General features: G+C 64.5%; 16 protein-coding genes. 12 read left to right on the top strand and 4 right to left on the bottom strand.

The genetic code is table 11. The features are described from left to right. Nucleotides 1-84: 84 nt before the first annotated feature. Nucleotides 85-1,173, bottom strand: a complete 1,089-nt coding sequence (locus MY55_RS20885; protein WP_065202961.1) for an AAA family ATPase — start codon at nt 1,171-1,173, stop codon at nt 85-87. Between the two features lie 813 nt (nt 1,174-1,986). Here MY55_RS20885 and MY55_RS20880 point away from each other — a divergent pair. Further along, entirely contained in the window at nt 1,987-3,069 is a 1,083-nt protein-coding gene (locus tag MY55_RS20880; RefSeq protein WP_047237555.1) for a hypothetical protein, read from the top strand. A gap of 58 nt (nt 3,070-3,127) precedes the next feature. Here the strand turns inward: MY55_RS20880 and MY55_RS20875 are convergent, their stop codons facing one another. Next, complete coding sequence (locus MY55_RS20875) at nt 3,128-4,057, bottom strand: LysR family transcriptional regulator (RefSeq protein ID WP_065202960.1); 930 nt, start codon at nt 4,055-4,057, stop codon at nt 3,128-3,130. A gap of 168 nt (nt 4,058-4,225) precedes the next feature. On the opposite strand from MY55_RS20875, the gene MY55_RS20870 reads away from it, so the two are divergent. Continuing rightward, the gene (locus MY55_RS20870; RefSeq protein ID WP_043575576.1) at nt 4,226-4,927 is read left to right on the top strand and encodes a pirin family protein; all 702 of its coding nucleotides are present in this window, start codon (nt 4,226-4,228) and stop codon (nt 4,925-4,927) included. A gap of 124 nt (nt 4,928-5,051) precedes the next feature. Next, nucleotides 5,052-6,299 (top strand): serine hydroxymethyltransferase, encoded by a 1,248-nt coding sequence (glyA, locus tag MY55_RS20865; protein WP_043575574.1) that lies wholly within the window; start codon nt 5,052-5,054, stop codon nt 6,297-6,299. A 63-nt stretch (nt 6,300-6,362) separates the two neighbouring features. Here glyA and MY55_RS20860 read toward each other — a convergent pair whose 3' ends face one another. Then, nucleotides 6,363-7,049 carry a hypothetical protein gene (locus MY55_RS20860; RefSeq protein ID WP_065202959.1) on the bottom strand — a complete coding sequence of 229 codons (687 nt, stop codon included), beginning with the start codon at nt 7,047-7,049 and terminating at the stop codon, nt 6,363-6,365. A gap of 169 nt (nt 7,050-7,218) precedes the next feature. On the opposite strand from MY55_RS20860, the gene nrdR reads away from it, so the two are divergent. From nrdR to MY55_RS20835, 5 genes are all read left to right on the top strand, one after another. Beyond that, entirely contained in the window at nt 7,219-7,677 is a 459-nt protein-coding gene (gene nrdR / locus MY55_RS20855) for a transcriptional regulator NrdR (protein WP_043575570.1), read from the top strand. A gap of 83 nt (nt 7,678-7,760) precedes the next feature. Continuing rightward, nucleotides 7,761-8,294 (top strand): GNAT family N-acetyltransferase, encoded by a 534-nt coding sequence (locus MY55_RS20850; RefSeq protein WP_052941334.1) that lies wholly within the window; start codon nt 7,761-7,763, stop codon nt 8,292-8,294. Beyond that, nucleotides 8,291-9,394: a bifunctional diaminohydroxyphosphoribosylaminopyrimidine deaminase/5-amino-6-(5-phosphoribosylamino)uracil reductase RibD gene (gene ribD / locus MY55_RS20845; RefSeq protein ID WP_047243829.1), complete on the top strand. Its 1,104-nt coding sequence runs from the start codon at nt 8,291-8,293 to the stop codon at nt 9,392-9,394. The genes MY55_RS20850 and ribD overlap by 4 nt, the downstream gene beginning before the upstream one ends. Before the next feature lie 118 nt (nt 9,395-9,512). After that, a complete protein-coding gene (locus MY55_RS20840; RefSeq protein WP_047237551.1) occupies nt 9,513-10,193 on the top strand; it encodes a hypothetical protein in 681 nt (226 codons plus the stop codon). Between the two features lie 132 nt (nt 10,194-10,325). Further along, nucleotides 10,326-11,813: a carboxypeptidase M32 gene (locus MY55_RS20835; protein ID WP_047237550.1), complete on the top strand. Its 1,488-nt coding sequence runs from the start codon at nt 10,326-10,328 to the stop codon at nt 11,811-11,813. 40 nt (nt 11,814-11,853) lie between these two features. Here MY55_RS20835 and MY55_RS20830 read toward each other — a convergent pair whose 3' ends face one another. Beyond that, complete coding sequence (locus MY55_RS20830) at nt 11,854-12,720, bottom strand: alpha/beta fold hydrolase (RefSeq protein ID WP_043575563.1); 867 nt, start codon at nt 12,718-12,720, stop codon at nt 11,854-11,856. Nucleotides 12,721-13,437: 717 nt separating this feature from the next. Between MY55_RS20830 and MY55_RS20825 the strand changes: the two genes are divergently transcribed. From MY55_RS20825 to MY55_RS20810, 4 genes are all read left to right on the top strand, one after another. After that, a complete protein-coding gene (locus MY55_RS20825) occupies nt 13,438-13,965 on the top strand; it encodes a fimbrial protein (RefSeq protein ID WP_043575561.1) in 528 nt (175 codons plus the stop codon). 70 nt (nt 13,966-14,035) lie between these two features. After that, nucleotides 14,036-14,785: a fimbrial biogenesis chaperone gene (locus MY55_RS20820; protein ID WP_043575559.1), complete on the top strand. Its 750-nt coding sequence runs from the start codon at nt 14,036-14,038 to the stop codon at nt 14,783-14,785. A gap of 48 nt (nt 14,786-14,833) precedes the next feature. Then, complete coding sequence (locus tag MY55_RS20815; RefSeq protein ID WP_081284767.1) at nt 14,834-17,410, top strand: fimbria/pilus outer membrane usher protein; 2,577 nt, start codon at nt 14,834-14,836, stop codon at nt 17,408-17,410. Nucleotides 17,411-17,451: 41 nt separating this feature from the next. Beyond that, the gene (locus MY55_RS20810) at nt 17,452-18,414 is read left to right on the top strand and encodes a fimbrial protein (protein ID WP_157889399.1); all 963 of its coding nucleotides are present in this window, start codon (nt 17,452-17,454) and stop codon (nt 18,412-18,414) included. Nucleotides 18,415-18,466: the final 52 nt, after the last annotated feature.

The following is an 18,466-nucleotide window of genomic DNA, read 5'->3' as shown; positions in this document are numbered from 1 at the left end:
GGCATATCGGCGGAATTGGGCGCATATGGGTGAAAAAGGCGTAAAAAAACCGCCAGAGGCGGTGTTGGACTTTGCGGACGATTCTCACTGCAGCACGGTTTCGCCATCCTGCAAGGCCAGCGCGAACTGTTTGATCGGGCGTCGCCGCTCGATCAGTTCGGCCAGTTGCGGCGAATGGCTGGTCACCCAGAGCTGGCTGTAACGGCTGGCTTCGGCGATTAACCTTGCCAGCGCCGGCAGCAGCGCCGGGTGCAGGCTGTTTTCCGGCTCGTTCAAGGCCATGAAGGCGGGCGGGCGCGGGCTGAGCAGCGCCACCGCCAGGCAGAGGAAGCGCAAGGTGCCATCGGACAATTCGGCGGCTTCCAGCGGACGCAGCAAGCCGTCGCGCCGCATCAGCAGCTGGAAGCGTCCGTGCTGGGCATCGGCCTGGAAGCGGCTGTCGGGGAAGGCTTCGGACAGGATGCTGCCCAGCAGCTCGCCATCGCCGATCTCGACGATGGTCTGGTAGGCGGCGGCCAGGTTGGCGCCGTCGTGCGACAGCACCGGCGAGCGGATGCCGACCTGGAGCGCGCGCAGCGGCGAGCCCGGCCAGACGGCGAATTCGTGGTAAAAGCGCCAGTTGCGCAAAGTCTCGCGCACTTGCGACAGTTCTGGGTAGCGGTGAGGCTCGGCCAGTTGGCCGAAGATGGACTCCTCGGCGCGCAGGGCGGCGGGATAGGCGTTGCGCTCTCCCTCGATGCCGGTCAGGAAGGCGGCTTGGTTGCGTCTTTCCAGCAGCAGGGTGGATGGGCGGCGGCCCTGGCCGGCTAGCCACAGGCTTTCCTCCTTGACCAGCGGGTCCAGCGCGAACAGGCTGAGGCTGGGTTCCGGGTAGCCCAGCTGCAGCTCGTAGTCGAAATCGCTCAGCTTGGCCGACAGCGCCATCCGCCTGGGGGCGCCGGCGCGGTCGCCGCGGCGCGGGCCGCCGGCCCACATCGCTTTTTGCGCGCCGCCTTCTTGCGCCAGCGCCGGCGACAGGCGGCCTTCGGCGGCGTCGTGCAGCAGCTTGATCGCCTTGTAGAGATTGGATTTGCCGCAGCCGTTGGCGCCGACCACCACATTGAGCGCATCCAGCTCCAGCGTGAGTTTGCGGATGGAGCGGAAGCCGGACAGGCTGAGGCTGTGTATGGGCATGGCGGATCGGAGAGTGGGAAGGCGGAATGGTTTGAGACTGGCGCGCGCGCCGGCGGTTCCTGGCCGCGGTGGGCGGCGGAGCCGGTCAATTGATTAGGTCTTGATGTTTGTCATAATCAAGTCAGGCGGCGGTGCTAACATGATCATCGTTCCTGTCCGACAGTCGGGAAGCCGGGTGAGCGGCTTCGTTTCCATGCCTTGCCGCGCGTCTCTGCGCCGGTCTCCTATATTCGGTTCGTTTGGTGAAAAACCGAATCATTCCTTCTGTTCAATATTCGTTTTGTTTCGCAAGTGAAATATTTGCTAAATGACAATAGAATTATGAATTCTATGTAACCTCCCTTTTGGGATGCCGTGCAGGCTTGCGGCTGGGTGATTGCAGCGGCTGGCCTCGGCAGGTTTTGGCGTGGGAATCGCGTTTGTGAAGCTGAGATGAATTGTGAAGAGACTGTGTCTATCGCAATGATTCGTAAGATTTTTGTCCGAATGAACATGGCGGGAAGGCAAAAAAAATGCGCGGTGCCTTTCGGCCCGCGCCAAGTCTACAAAGGAGAAATAGAGGAGAAACTATCAAGAAGCAATTGCTGCATCTCAACGAGAACGGATTATCCGGATTGCGGTAGCGAGTGTCAACATGTGCGTTTCCGAAAATGTCGAGAAATGTAAGTTTTTGTCGCGCTTCGATACATAGGGGCGGGAAAAAGGCTGAAACGGCAGACCTTCAGCATGTCGTCATGCCCGGCGCGCCGCCGCCCCATAACGTGGCAGCTGTGCCACAATACGTTTTTTCCGTTTGCAGCAGGATGTCAGCACATGGACGCCGTCCGCCATATTCTTCCCGATCCGCGCCAGTACCACCCGCAGGTTTCCCTGACCAACCGCCTGATCCACCATGCCCAGTCGGCGCTGGACGCCGCCGACGCCGGCGAGCGCGACATGTGGCGCCAGGCCCTGGTGGGAGCCATGGATGAAATGCTGCAGCGCGGCGAGCTATTGTCGATTTCGGTGGCGCTGGCCATGGTGCCGACCCAGGCTTGCTATCAGTTGGTGTGGGACGCGCTGCGCCAGGCGGTGGAGGAAACCGGCGGCGCGCGCGCGCAGGTGTTCGCGATGCCGCTGGTGCTGGTGGCCGGCAGCCGCAACGAAGCGACGCTGCCGGGCGAGATCGCCGATGTCGCGGGCCTGAACGCGCTGCTGCGCCAGCATGGCGTTTTCGCCGCCGACGGCGATGTCGCCATATCCGGCGCGCTGCTGCATCCAGACAGCCTGGTGGGCTTGGACGCGATCCGGCTGCATCAATTGGCCCGCCAGGATGGCGCGTCGGCCCGCGCCGGCTTGCCGAGCCAGGCGGCGCCGATCACGGTGAAGGAAGAAGGCGTGTTCCTGCGCTATCTGATGGGCGTGGCGGCGCAGCGCGACGGCGAGGCCTCGCCGCTGCGCCAGGGCGGCTCGGTCGGCGCCTGGGGCATGCCGCTGATGAAGTTCCTGGGCGAGCAGCTCAAGACCGAAGGCGTGACGCTGTTCCCCATCGCCCGGCCGCCGCTGCCGGCGATGCAGGCGCTGGTGGCGGGCAACTTCGCCCGCTTCGAGGTGGCGCTGCAGGTGTTCGCCAGCAGCCAGATCCGCCGCCTGCGCGAATTGGACAAGGAGCCGGTGGCGATTGTCTCCGCCCATGAAAACGGCGAATTGCACTTCACCTTGTCGGCCAAGGGCGACGAGCGCAATTGGGAGGCTTTCGTCTGGCCGCTGGCGTCGCTGGACAACGTCAAGCTGATAGAAGAGAACTTCCGCGAGCTGATGGCCGAGTGCCACGTGCGCGAGGTGCATGTGATGGCCGAACTGCAGCCGGAAAGCCGCGATGGCATTCCGCTGTTCTTCACCGCCGACGATTTATAAGCCAGCGCGCGTTCGCCGGCCAGACAGCCCCGCCGCGAGCGGGGCTTGTTTTTGGTGTTCAGTCGGCGGCGGCTGGCGTGCGCGCCCAGGGCGAGTCTGCCAGGCGGCGGGCCAGGTAGTCGATCAGCGCCTGCACCCGCGCCGGGCGGCCGCGGCCCGGCGGCGTCAGGATGTAGAGCGCGATGGGGTCGACCTGCCAATCGGGCATCGCGGTTTCCAGCCGGCCGTCCTGCAAATCCCGCCAGACCAGGAATTCCGGCTGCAGCGCCAGCCCTAGGCCCGAGTGCAGCGCCGGCGCCAGCGCGTCGGCGTTGTTGACGCGCAGCGGCGCGTGCATTTCCAGCGAAAACTCTCCTTCATCGGCGTGGCGGAAGCGCCAGTGGCGGCCGCCAGGCGCGTTGCTGTATTGCAAGGCGCGGTGCCGGGCCAATTGCGCAGGGTGCTCCGGTTTGCCGTGGCGCGCGAAGTAGGACGGCGCGCCCACCAGCAGGATGCGCACCGCGCACAGCCGGCGCGCCAGCAGGCTGGAGTCGGCCGGCGAGGCGATGCGCAGCGCCAGGTCCATCCGTTCCGCCACCAGGTCCGCCTGCTCGTCGCTGAAGCGCAGGTCCAGTTCCACCTCCGGATGCCGCGCCATGAAGTCCGGCAGCAGCGGCGCCAGATGCGACAGGCCGAAGGACATCGGCGCGGCCATGCGCACTGGGCCGCGCAGCGCGCGGGATTGCTCGGCGATGTCCGCTTCCACCGCCTCGCCCTCCGCCAGGATGCGCGCGGCGCGCTCCAGCGCGGCGTCGCCGGCCGTCGTCAGCGACAACTGGCGCGAGGTGCGATGCAGCAGCACGGTTTTCATCCGGTCTTCCAGCCGCGATACCGCCTTGGACACCGTGGCCTGCGACAAGCCCAGCTCTTCCGCGGCGCGGGCGAAGGCGCCGCATTCGGCCACCTTGGCGAAGATGGCCCAGGCTTCCAGGTCGGGAAGTCGTTTCATGATGGCTCCGGAGAAGAGGAGAAACTGCCGATACTAGCATTCCGGCTAGCCGGTTTGGCCTGGATTATCTAAAAAATGGAAATCATGGTATTCGATATATTCCATTAACGCGATGCTGGCGGCAGCTTATAGTGGCGGCATCACTATCGACAGCAGCAGGAGCGCGCCATGATCGAACGCCGTCCCTACGCCAGCCTGGGCGCAGCCCAGCACGGCTGGCTGGATGCCAAGCACCACTTTTCCTTCGCCGAATACCGCGATGCCGAGCGCACCCGCTGGGGGCGGCTGCGGGTGTGGAACGACGACACCATTGCCGCCGGCACCGGCTTCGATCCGCATCCGCACGCCGACATGGAAATCATCACCTATGTCCGCGAAGGCGCGATCAGTCACGAAGACAGCCTGGGCAACCGCGGCCGCACCGAGGCCGGCGACGTGCAGGTGATGAGCGCCGGCAGCGGCATCACCCACTCCGAGTACAACCGGGAAGCCGTCGCCACCCGCATCTTCCAGATCTGGATCTACCCGGACCGCCACGGCGGCGAGCCGGCCTGGGGCAACAAGCCGTTTCCCAAGGCCGATCGCTCCGGCGCTTTCGTCGCGCTGGCCAGCGGCATGGACGGCGACGCCGACGCCTTGCCGATACGGGCCGACGCCCGGGTGCTGGGTGCCACCCTGAAGGCCGGCGAGAGCGCGGGCTACCGCTTCGGCGCGGCGCGGCGCGGTTACCTGGTGTTGTCCAGCGGCGAGGCGCAGGTGAACGGCGTCGCCCTGCAGGCCGGCGACGGCGCGGCCATCGCCGGCGAAGCGTTGATCGAGGTGTCGGCCAGCCGCGACGCCGAACTGATCCTGGTGGACACCCGCGAGTAAGCGTTCGCCGCCGCTCTGGCCTGCGCCGGGCGGCGCGCCAGAGTTGCCTTCACGTCAAGGTTCCGCCGCAGGCATTTCGTGTAGAATGGCCTGATCGTTAACCTATTGATGGAAGAGCCAGACGATGTTTGCTGCCGACCAGACGATTGCCAAATTCGACCCCGAACTCGCCGCCGCGATTGCCGCCGAGTGCCAGCGCCAGGAAGATCATATTGAACTGATCGCCTCGGAAAACTACACCAGCCCGGCGGTGATGGAAGCCCAGGGCTCCCAGCTGACCAACAAGTACGCCGAAGGCTACCCGGGCAAGCGCTTCTATGGCGGCTGCGAGCATGTCGACATCGTCGAGCAACTGGCCATCGACCGCGTCAAGCAACTGTTCGGCGCCGAATACGCCAACGTGCAGCCGCACTCCGGCTCGCAGGCCAACCAGGCGGTGTACTTCTCCATCCTGAAGCCGGGCGACACCGTGATGGGCATGAACCTGGGCCACGGCGGCCACCTGACCCACGGCTCCCCGGCCAACCTGTCCGGCAAGATGTTCAACATCGTCGCCTACGGCCTGAACGACAAGGAAGAAATCGACTACGACGACATGGAGCGCGTGGCGATGGAAACCAAGCCGAAGCTGATCATCGGCGGCGCGTCGGCTTACGCCTTGCGCTTCGACTTCGAGCGCATGGGCCAGATCGCCAAGAAGGTCGGCGCTTACTTCATGGTGGACATGGCTCACTACGCGGGCCTGGTGGCCGCGGGCCTGTACCCGAACCCGGTGCCGCACGCCGATTTCGTCACCTCGACCACCCACAAGACCCTGCGCGGCCCGCGCGGCGGCATCATTCTGGCCAAGGCCGAGTTCGAGAAGAGCATCAACAGCAATGTGTTCCCGACGCTGCAAGGCGGCCCGCTGGAGCATGTGATCGCCGCCAAGGCCGTCGCCTTCAAGGAAGCGCTGCAGCCGGAATTCAAGGAATACCAGCAGCAGGTGCTGAAGAACGCCGCCATCATGGCCAAGACCCTGGCCGAGCGCGGCCTGCGCATCGTGTCCGGCCGCACCGAGAGCCACGTGTTCCTGGTCGACCTGCGCGCCAAGGGCCTGACCGGCAAGCAAGCCGACGCGCTGCTGGGCCGCGCCCACATCACCGTCAACAAGAACGCCATCCCGAACGATCCGGAAACGCCGTTCGTCACTTCCGGCATCCGCATCGGCTCCCCGGCCATCACCACCCGCGGCTTCAAGGAAGCCGAGGCCATCGAAGTGGCCAACCTGGTCGCCGACGTGCTGGACAACCCGAACGACGACGCGCTGATCGCCCGTGTCGCCGAGAAGGCCACCGCGCTGTGCCACCGCTTCCCGGTGTACGCCAAGTAAAACCGGCCGCGCCGCAAAAAAAGCCGCTCCTTGGAGCGGCTTTTTCTTTGTGCGGCGGCGGTGTCAGAACGCGTAGTTAAGAGTCAGGCGGGCCACCGGCCAGAAGTTCAGCTTGTTGGTGTCGTCGCGCAGCTTGTTCTGTTCGACGCCGACATCGTTTTGCAATTGCTGGCATTGCGCCGCGCTCAGCGCGCTGGTGCAGCTGGCGGTCAGGGTGGTATCCGGCTTGCCGGTCAGCAGCACGCCGAAGTCGCCGCTCAGGCTCAGGCCCTTGTTCTTCACGCTGTTGCCGAAGCCCAGGCCCAGGTACAGCGCCGGCTTGTTCCATTTGGCTTCGCCGTCCAGGTCGCCGACCTGGTTGGAATAGTAGGTGTTGCCGTTGAGGCGGTAGGTGGTGCTGCTGCCGGCGCTGGCTTGCAGGCCCAGCTTGGTCTGGTTCAGCGCCAGGCCGCCGCTCATGCGGAAGCTGTTGCCGAACGGGAAGTAGTCGGCCAATACGCCGGTCTGGAACAGCTTGAACTTGCCGTTGTAGTGGGTGTCGGTGTTGTAGTCGCCGTCGCGGCTGTAGTTCAGGCCAGAGAGGGTGCCGCGGACGTTGAGATTGTCCAGCACTTTGTAGCTGGCCATCAGATCGTAGCCGGTGGTGCCGAGACCGGCGCCCACTGCGAACTGGGCATCGTCGCTCTGGGCGAAGGCGGCTGCGGGGAGGGCGAGGAGGGCGAGCGCGACGGCGCGTTGAAACACTTGCATGAAAATCTTTCCAGCTGTTCTTGTAATGATTAATAAAGTACTAATCATAAAATTTCATTTTATAAAGAGCCTGTGAAAAATACGCTTGCGGCATGTGCGGGAAGGCTCCGATGCCAGAAGCGGACTTTGCTGATAACATTCAACTATTACAACCTTCAGGACTATTGGCATGAAATGCGCGTTTTGCGGCAACGCCGATACCCAGGTGATCGACTCCCGCGTCAGCGAGGATGGGGCCAGCATCCGGCGGCGGCGCCGCTGTCCGGTATGCGATAAACGCTTCACTACCTTCGAAACGGCCGATGTGCGCATGCCGCAGGTGGTGAAGACCGCCGGCCATCGCTCCGAGTTCGATATCGAGAAAGTGCGCACCAGCTTCCTGCGCGCGCTGCACAAGCGGCCGGTGTCCACCACGCTGGTGGACGAAGCGATAGACCGCATCTGCCACAAGCTGCTGCAGCTTGGCGAGCGCGAGGTGAGCAGCCGGCAGATCGGCGAGATGGTGATGAACGAGCTGGCGCGGCTGGACAAGGTGGCCTATGTCCGCTTCGCGTCGGTTTACCGCAGTTTCCAGGATATTTCCGAATTCACCGATGCGATCAAGGAAATCCAGAAGTCTGCGCATTGACGCAGCCGGCGCAGGCCGAGCATGAGCACGGCCGTCCCGAGGAGCGCCGCGCCGCGGCCTGATGTCGCCCGCGGGGGGCGCGCATGAGCCGAGTGGGCATTCGCGAGGCCGATCCGGCGCGCGACGCACCGGCCTTGTTCGCCTTGATGGCAAGCAGCCGTCCGACGTTGGCGCAATGGCTGTCCAGCACGGTCAGGCCCCAATCGGCGGCGGATATGGCCGCCTTGCTGCTGGCGCAGGCGCGCAGCAACCAGGAAGGGCGCGCCGCCCACAGGCTGATTGAGGTGGACAGCGAGGTGGCCGGCGTCTGCTCGCTGCATGGCATCAATCTGGCGCATGGCTACGCGCGCCTGGGCTACTGGCTGGCGGATCATCACGTCGGCAAAGGGACGATGGGCCTCGCGTTGCGGCTGTTGCTGGCGTACGCGTTCGACGAACTGGGCCTGCACCGGCTGGAACTGGGCTGCGCGCCGGAGAACCTGCGCAGCTGCCGTGTCGCCGAACGCCTGGGTTTCAAGCTGGAGGGAGAGCTGCGCGACGCGCAATTTCTCAATGGCCGTTTCTGGAACATGCGTTGTTACGGCCTGTTGGCCGATGAGTGGAAGAATCGAACATGACGGACTATAGCGCCGACGATCACCTGCACATGCAGCGCGCGCTGCGCCTGGCTGAAGCCGCCACCCGCCGCGCCGCGCCCAATCCCGGCGTCGGCTGCGTGCTGGTGCGCGATGGCAGGGTGATAGGCGAGGGCGCCACGCTGGCGGTAGGGTCGGACCACGCCGAAATCCAGGCGATCAAGGATTGCCTCGCCCGCGGCGATACCCCCCGCGGCGCCACCGCCTACGTGACGCTGGAGCCCTGCAGCCACCACGGACGCACGCCGCCGTGCGCGGAGCGCCTGGTTGCGGAGGGCGTGGCGCGCGTGGCGGCGGCGATGGTCGACCCCTATCATGAAGTGGCCGGGCGCGGCATCGCCATGCTGCGCGCGGCCGGCATCGAGGCATCGGCCGGGCTGATGGAGACGGAGGCGCGGCGCACGCACCGGGGCTTCCTGTCGCGTGTCGAACGCGGCCGGCCGTGGGTGACGCTGAAGGCCGCGGCCACGCTGGATGGCAAGACCGCGTTGCTCAACGGCTGCAGCAAATGGATCACCGGCGCGCAGGCGCGGCTGGATGTGCAGCGCCTGCGCGCCGAGAACTGCGCCATCCTTACCGGCAGCGGCACCGTGTTGGCCGATGACCCGCAACTGACGGTGCGCGAGGTTCCGGTGGCGGCGCAGCCGTGGCGGGTGGTGCTGGACGGCGCGCTGAAAACCGATCCCGCCAGCCGCATTTACCAGGGCGGACGGACACTGCTGGCCAGCTGCGTAAGCGATGCCGGGCGGCTGGCCGCCTACCGCGAGCGCGGCGTGGAGACGCTGGCGCTGGCAGGCTGCGCCGGCGAAGCGGATCTTGGCGATCTGTTGCGGCAACTGGCGGCGCGCGGCGTCAACCAACTGATGGTGGAGGCCGGCGCCGGCTTGAATGGCGCCTTGCTGCGAGCCGGGCTGGTGGACGAGATCGTGCTGTACCTGGCGCCGTCGCTGGCGGGCGATGCGGCGCGCGGCCTGTTCGCCTGGCCGGCGTTGACCGACCTGGCCGACAAAGTGAGGCTGGACATCGTCGACTTCGGCAAGGTCGGCGATGATTTGCGCCTGATCCTGCGGCCGGCGGCCTGATCCACCGCGCATGGCCGCCGCCCGTTCGGGCGCGGCGTCATGTATGCTGGAAGCAGGCCATGCGGGATGGCCTGAGAGCGTGTCCGCCGGGGCGGGATGCGGTTGGCTGGAGGGTGGCATGGCGGATGTGGCATCGGCGCTGGGCGCGTATCTGCACCTGATTGACCGTTTGGGCGCGAAGGCCGAGGTGGTCGAACAGCGGCGGGCGTTGTTGCTGCGCCTGCTGAAGCGGCTGGAGAGCCAGGCGCGCAATGCCGAAGCCTATCATGCCGCGGTAGAGCTTTTCGTCGCCGATTGCCCGCCGCGCGAGCGGGTGCTGGCGATGACCTGCGGCCGCGAATTCTACTGCTTCTGGCTGGACGACATGAAAAAGGTGGTGGAGATCACCGCCCGCAACGGTTTTTCGCTGCACAATCCGCAAATGCTGAATGTCGGCACGTTCGATCATCTGGTCGCGCAGATGCGGCAAAAGCGCTTCCGCCATTTCCCCCCTTCGCTGGGCCTGTATCTGGGCAAGCTGTTCGAGGACGGCCATCCCGAGGAGGGCATACGCCAGCGCGACATTCTGCTGAAGGCGCTGTTGTTCCTGCTGTCCCCCCATCCCTTTCATTCCACCAGCTACCGGATGGCGGTGGACGCCTTGTTGCTGCACTTGCAGGATCGCGCCGAGCGCCAGCTGCTGTTGCCGGCGGTGCGCGAATACTTTCCGTACTGGCAAGCTTTTCCCTTCGCCCGGCAGCGGGCGCAGGCGGAGCGGGAGGCCGGCGGCGAGCCCGGCGCCGCCCAGGATAAGGCATGATAAAATATCATTTGATATAAGTTTTCATGTCGTTTTCCCCTTTATTTCCATGCGCTTATTGTCGATCTTCCTTGTCTTGCCGATTATTTATTCTCATGAGAATATGTTTTCTCCATTACAAGGGAGAATGCCATGGGGAATCAGACGGCCTATCAGAGCCTGACCCAAACTTTCCAGCGTTTGCATCGTTTCGGCCACCTGTCCGCGATCGCCAGTTGGGACCAGGCGGCGATGATGCCGGCCAAAGGCAACGAGGCGCGCGCCGCCGCCCAGGCCGAATTGCAGGTGCTGATGCACCAGCTGATCACCGCTCCGGAATTGAAAACGCAGCTGGACGCCGCCGCACAAGAAGAACTGGACGCGGCGCAACGCGCCAATCTGCGCGAAATCGGCCGCGAATGGCGGCAGGCGAATTTGCTGCCGGCCGCGTTGGTGGAAGCCAAGGCGCTGGCGGCGGCCCGCTGCGAGCACGCCTGGCGCAGCCAGCGCAAGAACAACGACTGGCAGGGGTTTCTGCCTAATTTCCGCGAGGTGCTGCGCCTGGCGCGAGAAGAGGCGACGCTGCTGGCGGAGGCGACAGGCGTCAGCCGCTACGACGCGTTGCTGGACAAGTACGAGCCGGGGATGACCAGCGCCAATCTGGAGCGCATTTTCGGCGACGTCAAAACCTGGCTGCCGGGCTTGATCGCCCAGGTGCGGGACAAGCAGTCCGGCGAGCGCGTGATCCAGCCGCAAGGCCCTTTCCCGGTGGAGAAGCAGCGCCAGCTGGGCCTGGAGGCGATGGGGCTGCTGGGTTTCGATTTCGATGGCGGCAGGCTGGATGTCAGCAGCCATCCTTTCTGCGGCGGCGTGCCGGAAGATGTGCGCATCACGACCCGCTATCGCGACGACGATTTCGTGCAAAGCCTGATGGGCATCGTCCACGAAACCGGGCACGCCCGCTACGAGCAGGGCCTGCCGCGCGACTGGCTGCCGCAGCCGGTCGGCCGCGCCCGCTCGATGGGCATCCATGAAAGCCAGAGCTTGTCGTTCGAGATGCAGCTGGGCCGCAGCCGCGGCTTCCTGCAATTGATCGCGCCGCTGATCCGCAAGCATTTCGGCGACCAGCCGGCTTTCGACGCCGACAACCTGGCGCGCCTGTACACCCGGGTGCAGCCCGGCTACATCCGCGTCGACGCCGACGAGCTGTGCTACCCGGCGCACGTGATCCTGCGCTTCGAGATCGAGCGGGCGCTGATCGACGGCGAGATCGAGGCCGAGGACGTGCCGGCGCTGTGGGACGAGAAAATGATGGCGTATCTGGGCGTGGATACCCGCGGCAACTACCGCGACGGCTGCCTGCAGGACATCCACTGGACCGATACCTTCGGCTATTTCCCCAGCTATACCCTGGGGGCGATGTACGCGGCGCAGTATTTCTCGGTATTGCGCAAGCAGACGCCGGATCTGGACAGCCGCATCGCGAAGGGCGATCTCGCGCCGGTGTTCGATTGGCTGAACGCCAATATCTGGAGCCAGGGCAGCCGCTGGAGCACTGACGAGCTGGTGGCCCGGGCCACCGGCGAGGCGCTGAACCCGGCGCACTACCGCGCGCATCTGGAAGCGCGTTACCTGGGTTGAGGCGGTATGGCCGGCCGGGCCGTGGCGGTCCGGCCGGCGCTTATTCGCCGCGCAGCAGGAAGCGTTCGACTTCCGCCGCCATTTGTTCCGGTTTTTCCCATTGCAGCATGTGGCCGGCGCCGGCGATCTTGACTTCATCCAGATGGGCGAAGCAGGAGCGGCGCTGATCCAGGGTGTCCATCACGCCGCTGATCGCCGGATGCTCGAACGAGCGCTCTCCCAGCAGCCACAGCGTCGGCGCGGCGATGCGGCGCCAGCAGGCCATCGCTTCCTCCAGCCGGTACAGCACCGGATTGACCATCTTGTGGCGCGGATCGGCGCGGTAGATCACGCCGCCGTCAGCCGGGCGCGTCAATTCAGCCGCCAGCCAGCGCGCCCTTTCCCCGGTCAGCAAGGGGTTGCGCGCCATCAGCTTGTCCGCCGCCTGGGCCGGCTCCATCGGCTCGAAAGCCATAGCCTGGCTGGTCTCGCGCAGCCAGCGGCCGTAGCGGCCCGGCGCCTCGGCCGGACGGGTGGCGCCGAGGCCGAAGCCTTCAGCCAGCACCAGTCGATGGATCCGTTGCGGACAGACGCCGGCGTAGATGCCGGCGATCATCGCTCCCATGCTGTGGCCCAGCAGGTTCACCGGTTGTTGCGGCGACAGTTGCCGCAGCAGATCGTCCAAGTCTGCCAGGTAATCGGGGAAATAGTAGCTGCCGTCATTCCATTGGCTGTCGCCGAAGCCGCGCCAATCCGGGGCCGCCACCTGCCAGTCGCCGGCCAGGGCGTCCACCATGAATTGAAAGGTGGCCGAGCTGTCCATCCAGCCATGCAGCAGCACCAGCAGCGGCGCCTGTTCCGGCCCCCAGCGGCGGATATGGCAGCGGCGTTGATTGAGCGTGAGGTATTGGCTGCGGGAGGGCTTCATGATCGGCGGATTCCTGATGGGCGGGCATCCAGTGTAAACGCGCGGGGAACGGGTGGGTAGCGGCTGGAGCGGTGGGCATGAGCGGATTTATGCCTTTGGCTTTTTTTGTTCGGTTTGATTTTGAATTTGGCGTTATTTGAAATGTTTTAATTTAAAATGTTGTCAATGTGATGCAATAATGCCACATGCGAGTTATGTGCGAAAAATGAATTTTCCACTAATGAATTCATTTTTTATCAGCATGTTATGTTTGTTTTTGCCACGGTTTTGCGGGCGCGCAGCTGTTGAAGACTATGGGCGGTTTACTTTAACCTTGCGCTCAATCACTTCTGAACCGGTAGCGAAAAGCCTTGTCGAAGGCTGGTTTGCCGGGGGGAAGGCGATTGGCGCTGAGCATCGTCCAGCCATGGCATCACGGTCTGGCGCAGCTTTTCCGCACCGAATCTCTGGCCGGATTTCGGCCAATTTTTAAACCATATGACGCTTCAGTTTGAAGTCTTTCGTTTTTATTTGATGGGCTTTGTTTGATCTGATTATGGTTTTGTTGATTGGTTGCGGAAGGTGGGATGAATTCGGCGCTGGAGCGCCCGAGGCGCGGGCAGATCGCAGGACTGCCGAAGCCGCTCCGGCGCGATGAACGACATATCAATTTCAGCCCTTTCGCGAGGGCGAGCAATCGGGCAGACCACTGCCTGCAACTTCAACGGAGACTTTGTAATGAAACAGATCGTAACTGCCGCGCTGATCGGACTGGGTTTGTATTCCACGGGCGCCATGGCCGCTGACGGCACCATCACCGTCAATGGAAACGTCGTTGCCCAGACTTGCACGGTTTCCGGCAATGGCGCCAGCGCCAATGTGACTGTGACGCTGCCGACCGTCGGCGCGTCCGCGCTGGCCAGCCAAGGCCAAACCGCCGGCGCCACGCCGTTCACCATCCGTCTGAGCAGCTGCCCGTCCGGCCTCAACAACGCCCAAACCCGCTTTGAAGTGGGTCCGAACGTCAACTCGGTATCCGGCAACCTGCTGAACGCCGTCGGCAAGACCTACGCCTCCAACGTGGAAGTGCAGCTGCTGAACAACAGCTTCACCGCCATCAACCTGAACAACAACGCCAATTCCCAGATCGTGTCGATCAACAACGGCTCGGCCACGATGAACTACTACGCGCAGTACTACGCCACCGGCGCCGCCACCGCGGGTTCGGTGAACAGCTCCGTTCAGTACTCGATGACCTATCAGTAATCGGTTCGGTCGTCCGGCGGTTTCTTGCGAGGCCGCCGGACGGTTTTCTCGACTCGGAAGCGGATTGAAAATGAAACAAGCAGTAAGGCGAGCGGCGCTGGCGCTGATGTTGGCGGGCGCGGCACTGAGCGGCGCGGCCCAGGCGGGCGTGGTGATTTCCGGCACCCGCGTGGTGTACAAGGCGGATGACCGCGAGGTGACCGTCAAGGTCAACAATCCGGGCAAGGAGCCCTCCCTGGTGCAGGTATGGGCCGACAGCGGCAATGAGAAGTCGGTTCCCGATACCGCCGACGCGCCTTTCCTGATCATGCCGCCGATTTTCCGCGTCGACCCGACCAAGGGCCAGACCCTGCGGCTGACCTTCACCGGCGCCGATCTGCCCAAGGACAAGGAGTCGGTGTTCTGGCTGAACGTGCTGGATGTGCCGCCGTTGCCCAAGCTGACCGCGGAGCAGCGCAATTTCATGCAAGTGGCCTTTCGTTCGCGCATCAAGCTGTTTTACCGGCCCGCCGGGCTGGCGGGCACGCCGGACGATGCCGCCGACAAGCTTTCCTGGACTTTGCTGCCGCAGGCCGGCGGCAAAGGCTATACGCTGCGGGCCACCAACCCGGCCGCGTACCATGTTTCTCTGAATCGGGCGATTCTCTTGTCCGGCAAGCATGAGTTCGACACGGATGGCGGCATGGTGCCGCCGGGCGGCAGCAAGGATTTCGCGCTGAAGGATGCGAAGTTCAAGCCGGAAGGCGGCCTCAAGCTCAATTACGAAAGCATCAATGACTACGGCGCTCCGGTGATGCATAGCGCGCCGCTGGCTCCCTGATCCTATTCCCTGCGCCAGCCCGCGCGGCGCGCTCCGGATTCTCTAGCGATGAAGCACTTGACTACACGGCGGCACGATCGCCGCTGGGCGCTCAGCCCGCTCAGCCTGTTGATCTGCGGCCTGTTCGGCGGCCAGGCCGCCTGGGCCGACGCGCCCGCGGCGGCAAGCGCCCCTGCCGACGACGTCCAGTTCAATCCGGTGTTCATCAATCAGAACTCCAACGGCCAAAAGGTGGATCTATCCCGCTTCAACCAGACGGGTGGCGCTCTGCCCGGCAACTACCGCGCGGATGTCTACGTCAATGATGTCTGGCTGGGGCGTCGCGACGTGCTGATGAAGGAGATGGCCGAGCGCAAGGTGCTGGCCTGCTTCAACCGCGCGATGCTGGACGAGCTGGGCGTGGATTTCGCGCGCTTGGGAGAAACGGCCGAACTGCCCGGACGGGACGAGCCCGGCCGCTGCGCGGATATCGCCGCGGTGGTGCCGGGCGCGCGTTCCAGTTTCAACAGCACCGATTTGCGCCTGGATGTCAGCCTGCCGCAGAAGTATCTGCGCGCCCAGGCGCGCGGCTATGTCGCGCCGGAATACTGGGATGCCGGCGCGCCGCTGGCCGGCTTCCTCAATTACAACGCCAATGGCTACCGTTACGACAACGGCGCCTCCGGCAAATCCACGCAGTTCTATTTCGGCGCCAACGCCGGCCTCAACGTCGGCTTGTGGCGGCTGCGCTACGACGGCGCGCTGACGCAACAGAACAGCGGCAACGGCCAAAGCCAGCGCAACTACCAGCACGCCTCGACTTATGTTCAGCGCGACATCACCGGCTGGCGTTCGGTGTTGACCGTGGGCGACTACTTCACCCCGTCCGACCTGTTCGGCAGCGTGGCCTTCCGCGGCGTGCAGCTCAGCTCCGACGACCGGATGCAGCCGGAGTCGCTGCAGGGCTATGCGCCGGTGGTGCGCGGCGTGGCCGAGACCAATGCCAAGGTATCGATCCGCCAGAACGGCAACCTGATCTACGAAAACGCGGTGCCGCCGGGCGAGTTCAGCATCGACGACCTCTACAACACCGGTTTCGCCGGCGATCTGGAAGTGACTGTAGCCGAAGCGGACGGCCGCGTGCGCAAATTCGTGGTGCCTTACGCGGCGGTGCCGCAGCTGCTGCGCGACGGCCAGTCGCGCTATGCCGTGATGGCCGGACAATGGCGCGGCGCCTCCTTGAGCAAGCTTCCCGTCTTCGCGCAGGCAACCTACCAGCGCGGCATCAGCAACGGCCTGACCTTGTATGGCGGCCTGATCGCGGCAGACCATTACCAATCCGCGCTGTTCGGCTCCGGCATCAATACGCCGCTGGGCGCGCTGGCGCTGGATGTGACGCAGTCGTGGGCGAGCGGCTTGCCTTACGGCGGGGCGGACAGCGATATGCAGGGCCAAAGCTACCGGGTCACCTACAGCAAGCTGATCGAATCCACCCGCACCAATTTCACGGTGGCAGCGTATCGCTTTTCCACCGCCGGTTTTCTCGAACTGGGCGACTACGTCAACCTGATCAACCAGCAGGGCGCGGTCTTCCGCGCCAAGAACAAATTCCAGCTCAACGCCGACCAGGCCCTGGCCAAGGGCTGGGGACATATCTTCATGGCCGGCTCGTCGCAGGATTACTGGAATCAGCAAGGGCGAGATCTGACCTATCAACTGGGCTACGGCAACAGTTTCCAGTCAGTGAGCTTCAACCTGAGCGCGGGCCGGACTCACGATGCTAGCGGACGCAATATCAATCAGTACATGCTAAGCGTATCGATGCCGCTGGGGCGCGAGCCTTATGCGCCGCTGTTGAGCGCCAGCGCGAGCAGCAGCAGCGACCGCAGCGCCAGCGGGCAGCTCAGCTTGAGCGGCTCGGCCGGCGAGCTGCGCAATCTCAGCTACAACCTGTACGCCAATACCAGCCGCAACAGCGCGGGCGGCAACAGCAGCGGCGGCGGCGGCAGCGTGCAGTACGCCAGCTCGATCGCCACGCTTACCGCGGGGGCCAGCTCCGGCGGCGGTTCGTCGCAAGCCAATGTCGGCTTGAGCGGCGCGCTGGTGTTCCATCCCGGGGGGGTGACGGCGGCGCAGTCGCTGGGCGAATCCTTCGCGGTGGTGGAGGCGCCGGGCGCTGAGGGCGCGGCGGTCAGCAATACCAGCGGCGTGCGCGTCAATAGCCGAGGCTACGCGGTGGTGTCCAGTTTGATGCCGTATCGCCAGAACGAAATCACGCTGGACCCCAAGGGCATGAGCCAGGATGTGGAACTGCAGGAAACCAGCGTGCAGGACGCGCCGCGCGCAGGCGCCATCGTCATGCTGAAGTTCAACACCCAGCAGGGCAAGCCGGTGATCGTGACGCTGCGGCGGGCGGACGGCAGCCATTTGCCGGTGGGGGCCACCATTGCCGCCGACGGCGGCGAAGACGCGCGCGCCATGGTGGGGCAGGGCGGGCGCGCCTTCCTGCGCGGGCTGGAGGGCAAGCCGCTGGTGGCGCGCTGGGGCGGCGAACCGGACCAGCGCTGCCATTTCCGTTACGCGCTCCCGCAAGCGACAGGCGGAGCGGCGTATCTGCAGATGGACGCGGTCTGCGCGCCGCAATGATATTCAACCGTGGCGGCATCGCCCGTCGGGAAACGATGACAATGAAAAAATGGATCACTCAGGGATTGCGCGGATGGTTGCTGGCGCTGTGTTTGGCCATGCCGCTGACCAGCCATGCGCTGGGTTGCTGGAATGGCGACGACGGCTCGGGCGGCGTGACGTCGACCTTCAACCTGCCCGGCAATCTGTACGTCGCCGCCAATGCGCCGGCAGGCACCATCATCTGGCAGTCGCCGCTGCAGAACCTCAAACTGTATTGCACGCAGAGCATAGGCGAAAACGTGTATTTCTGGGTGAACCCGCAAAGCCAGGCGCTGGCGCCGGGCTTGCAGATCGGCATCCTGTTCAAGGGCCGGACCTATACCCAGAGCAGCGGCGCCATCGATACCGGCATCTATGTGCCGTGGAACGGCTGGATCAATACCACGCTGCAGTACTCCATCGTGTTGCTGAAGACCTCCGGCGCGCCTTCCAGCGGCACCGCCACGGTCAGCCAGTACTCGGTGTTCCAATTGGACGGCATCGGCGGGATCAACGCCACGCCCAATATCAACTTCAACCAGCTGATCAACGGCACGGTCACCTTTACCCCCGGCGGCACTTGCAATCTGAGCGCGAACGGCCAGTACACGGTCAATCTGCCGACTGTCGGCAGCGGCCAGTTCGCGGCGGTGGGCAGCGCGGCGGCCCGCACCGGCTTCACCATCAGGGCCACCGATTGTTCGGATGGCGTGAAGACGGCCACCTTCCGTTTTTCCGGCGCGCAGGACAAGAACAACGCGGTGTTGTTCGCCAATAGCGGCTCGGCGCGCGGCGTGGCGATCAATCTGGGGAGTTCGGACGATGGCGCGAATATCGGCGCCAACAAGACCAACAATACCCGGGTAGTCAATGTGCAGTCGAAGTCGGCGCAGCTGGGGCTGTTCGTCGAGTACATGCGAACGGCCGCCATTGTGCCGGGCAGCCTGCAAACCGCGATTACGATAGACATGTTGTACCAATGACCTGGCGCCGCCGCGCCCGGAACGCAAAAAAGCTCGGCCGTTTGGCCGAAGG

The organism is Chromobacterium subtsugae (genome assembly GCF_001676875.1).
Classification (GTDB): Bacteria; Pseudomonadota; Gammaproteobacteria; order Burkholderiales; family Chromobacteriaceae; genus Chromobacterium; species Chromobacterium subtsugae.
This window is presented reverse-complemented; position numbering and strand designations above follow the sequence as displayed.

Excerpts from the sequence above, each read along its gene's own strand:
- MY55_RS20885 (WP_065202961.1), bottom strand. The coding sequence starts at position 1,173 with ATGCCCATACACAGCCTCAGCCTGTCCGGCTTCCGCTCCATCCGCAAA.
- MY55_RS20880 (WP_047237555.1), top strand. The coding sequence starts at position 1,987 with ATGGACGCCGTCCGCCATATTCTTCCCGATCCGCGCCAGTACCACCCG.
- MY55_RS20875 (WP_065202960.1), bottom strand. The coding sequence starts at position 4,057 with ATGAAACGACTTCCCGACCTGGAAGCCTGGGCCATCTTCGCCAAGGTG.
- MY55_RS20870 (WP_043575576.1), top strand. The coding sequence starts at position 4,226 with ATGATCGAACGCCGTCCCTACGCCAGCCTGGGCGCAGCCCAGCACGGC.
- glyA (WP_043575574.1), top strand. The coding sequence starts at position 5,052 with ATGTTTGCTGCCGACCAGACGATTGCCAAATTCGACCCCGAACTCGCC.
- MY55_RS20860 (WP_065202959.1), bottom strand. The coding sequence starts at position 7,049 with ATGCAAGTGTTTCAACGCGCCGTCGCGCTCGCCCTCCTCGCCCTCCCC.
- nrdR (WP_043575570.1), top strand. The coding sequence starts at position 7,219 with ATGAAATGCGCGTTTTGCGGCAACGCCGATACCCAGGTGATCGACTCC.
- MY55_RS20850 (WP_052941334.1), top strand. The coding sequence starts at position 7,761 with ATGAGCCGAGTGGGCATTCGCGAGGCCGATCCGGCGCGCGACGCACCG.
- ribD (WP_047243829.1), top strand. The coding sequence starts at position 8,291 with ATGACGGACTATAGCGCCGACGATCACCTGCACATGCAGCGCGCGCTG.
- MY55_RS20840 (WP_047237551.1), top strand. The coding sequence starts at position 9,513 with ATGGCGGATGTGGCATCGGCGCTGGGCGCGTATCTGCACCTGATTGAC.
- MY55_RS20835 (WP_047237550.1), top strand. The coding sequence starts at position 10,326 with ATGGGGAATCAGACGGCCTATCAGAGCCTGACCCAAACTTTCCAGCGT.
- MY55_RS20830 (WP_043575563.1), bottom strand. The coding sequence starts at position 12,720 with ATGAAGCCCTCCCGCAGCCAATACCTCACGCTCAATCAACGCCGCTGC.
- MY55_RS20825 (WP_043575561.1), top strand. The coding sequence starts at position 13,438 with ATGAAACAGATCGTAACTGCCGCGCTGATCGGACTGGGTTTGTATTCC.
- MY55_RS20820 (WP_043575559.1), top strand. The coding sequence starts at position 14,036 with ATGAAACAAGCAGTAAGGCGAGCGGCGCTGGCGCTGATGTTGGCGGGC.
- MY55_RS20815 (WP_081284767.1), top strand. The coding sequence starts at position 14,834 with ATGAAGCACTTGACTACACGGCGGCACGATCGCCGCTGGGCGCTCAGC.
- MY55_RS20810 (WP_157889399.1), top strand. The coding sequence starts at position 17,452 with ATGAAAAAATGGATCACTCAGGGATTGCGCGGATGGTTGCTGGCGCTG.